2 protein-coding genes are annotated in these 2,146 nt (G+C 40.9%); both read left to right on the top strand.

Going from position 1 to position 2,146, the window contains the following annotated elements; translation table 11 throughout:
• Window positions 1–299 precede the first annotated feature (299 nt).
• Complete coding sequence (gene trxA / locus WB217_RS13840) at window positions 300–614, top strand: thioredoxin (RefSeq protein WP_423993804.1); 315 nt, start codon at window positions 300–302, stop codon at window positions 612–614.
• A gap of 416 nt (window positions 615–1,030) precedes the next feature.
• Window positions 1,031–2,146: hypothetical protein (locus tag WB217_RS13835; protein ID WP_423993803.1), on the top strand; the 1,116-nt coding region annotated here is incomplete at its 3' end.

The following is a 2,146-nucleotide window of genomic DNA, read 5'->3' as shown; positions in this document are numbered from 1 at the left end:
CCATCGTGCGTGGGCAGATTGGGAGGAAGCATATCCAAGTCCTGCGGGATTAGCGGCCAAGGTGAGACCCCCAGGAGCAAAGCGACGAGGAGGCTCACCTGACGCCCCGCGGAAAGCGAGTGCCTGGTGCGGAAATCAACAGACAAGTTTAAGAAAGCCTTCACATTAATCTTAATACACAGATAAGGAATATCCATAGACAAAAAGGGTAAATTACAACAAGAGCAAATAAATAGCATCAATTGGTAAACGATGATATACTTTCGTTATTATTTCAGATTTACTTAGGAGGCATACAAATGGCAATTACACATGCTACAGACCAAACTTTTGCAAACGAAACAGGATCAGGCTTAGTCCTTGTTGACTTCTGGGCTCCTTGGTGCGGACCTTGTAAGATGATCGCTCCTGTTCTTGAAGAATTAGATGCAGAAATGGGCGAGAAAGTTAAAATCGTTAAGCTTGATGTTGACGACAACCAGGAAACTGCAGCTAAATATGGTATCATGAGCATCCCAACATTACTTGTTCTTAAAGATGGACAACAAGTAGATAAAGTTGTTGGATTCCAGCCTAAAGAAGCACTTGCTGGCAAACTTTCTCAGCACATCTAATCATGAACTTGAAAATCCCGCCTTCCAATGAAGGCGGGATTTTTTATTTGTTTGGCTCTGTTAAAGCCCGATGTTGTTTTTAAGCCCGTTGATTGTAGTGGAAGGCGCGAAGACTCCTGCGGGCGCAGCTGGTCAGGTGAGACCCCGCAGGAGCGAAGCGACGAGGAGGCTCAGCGCCAGCCCCGCGGAAAGCGAAGCGCCTGGAACGAAAATCAACAGCCTTGTTTAACAGAGCCATTTGTTTATATTTGTGAATTCCACTAAGGGTAAAAATAATTGTTCAATAGTTTGCCATACTTTTATTCAGAAAGTTTGTTGACAGTGATAATCATTCTCGCTTATAATTACAACTGTCAAATGAAAACCATTATCAATTAAAATATAAACTAATACATACTCAGTGGGGGTTTACTATCATGAAAAAAAGAGATTTAAAGATTATTTTTGCTAGCTTCATTATGGCAAGTACTGTTATGGCAGGGTGTGGTGCTGCGGATGATAACGGATCAAAACTTGAAGAGAAAAAACAGGAAGAAACAGTAAAACAGGAAGATAACGAAGAAGCTGCAGAGAAAGAAGTTGAATATGGTGCAGTCTTCAAGGAAGCTGTTGTTGAACTGGAAAAAGCAAAAGAGGGCAAAGAAGTAGACTTTGATAAAGTATCAACTCTTTATAATGAGAATCTTCAAGCGTTAGTTCAACAACGAGATCAGGAATTCGAGGATACAATTGACCAGCATATTACAACTGCACTTCAGGCAGGTAAAGATGGTTCAATGGATAAAGTAGTTGTGAAACAGATTTTTGATAAGTTAATGCAAAAAGTGTTCTATACAACAATGAAACATGAATTCAACGAGGTTGCAGAAAACTGGGGAAATAAAGATGAAGTAAAGGAAGAGATTGAAGAGGCAAAAGAATTTTACGCTATTATTGAAGGTACGGTTCAAAAGCGTGATGATGCATACGGCACGAACATGAAAGATGCGATTTCCGGCGGTTTTGAAGAAATGGAAAAGGCTGTTGAGGCGGATGATGAATTAGCGTTCCAGCTCGGAAAACAAGTAGTTGATAAAACATTAATGAAAACTTTCTACCTTGCTACAGCTGCTTTGCCGAATGGCTATGCGACAAAAGCTGCTGATAAAGCGAAGGAAGACGCAGATGCTGCAAAAGTTGAACAGGCAGAGGGATGGGCATTCCATCAATCAAATGCTAGCTATCTAGTTAAAAACGCTCCTGAAGAAGCTGAACTTATTGAAAAGCAATTCAATCTTGAAACAGATGTTAAGACGATCGATCCCGCTGCTGTTAATAAGGCCGCAGTTAGAGGGTTCGCTAAAATTGCCCTTCATGAATATGAAGAGAGTCTAGAGAATATCGGTCAGGATAAAGGTGCAATCACTGCCCTTGAAGGTGCTTTATTCATTGATATGATCGGCGAAGATATTAAGCGTCTAATTGGAGATGCTGAATATGCAGCTCTTTCTGAAAATGCCCAACAATATTTAGATGCGGTTAAGGCACAAGAT

Origin of the sequence: Mesobacillus sp., assembly GCF_049588175.1 — a bacterium.
Lineage (GTDB): Bacteria > Bacillota > Bacilli > Bacillales > Cytobacillaceae > Mesobacillus.
The sequence above is the reverse complement of the archived record's forward strand: the minus strand, read 5'-3'. Positions and strand labels throughout refer to the sequence as shown.

Bases quoted from the DNA above. Each gene is read 5' to 3' on its own strand.
- trxA (WP_423993804.1), top strand. From the start codon at position 300: ATGGCAATTACACATGCTACAGACCAAACTTTTGCAAACGAAACAGGA.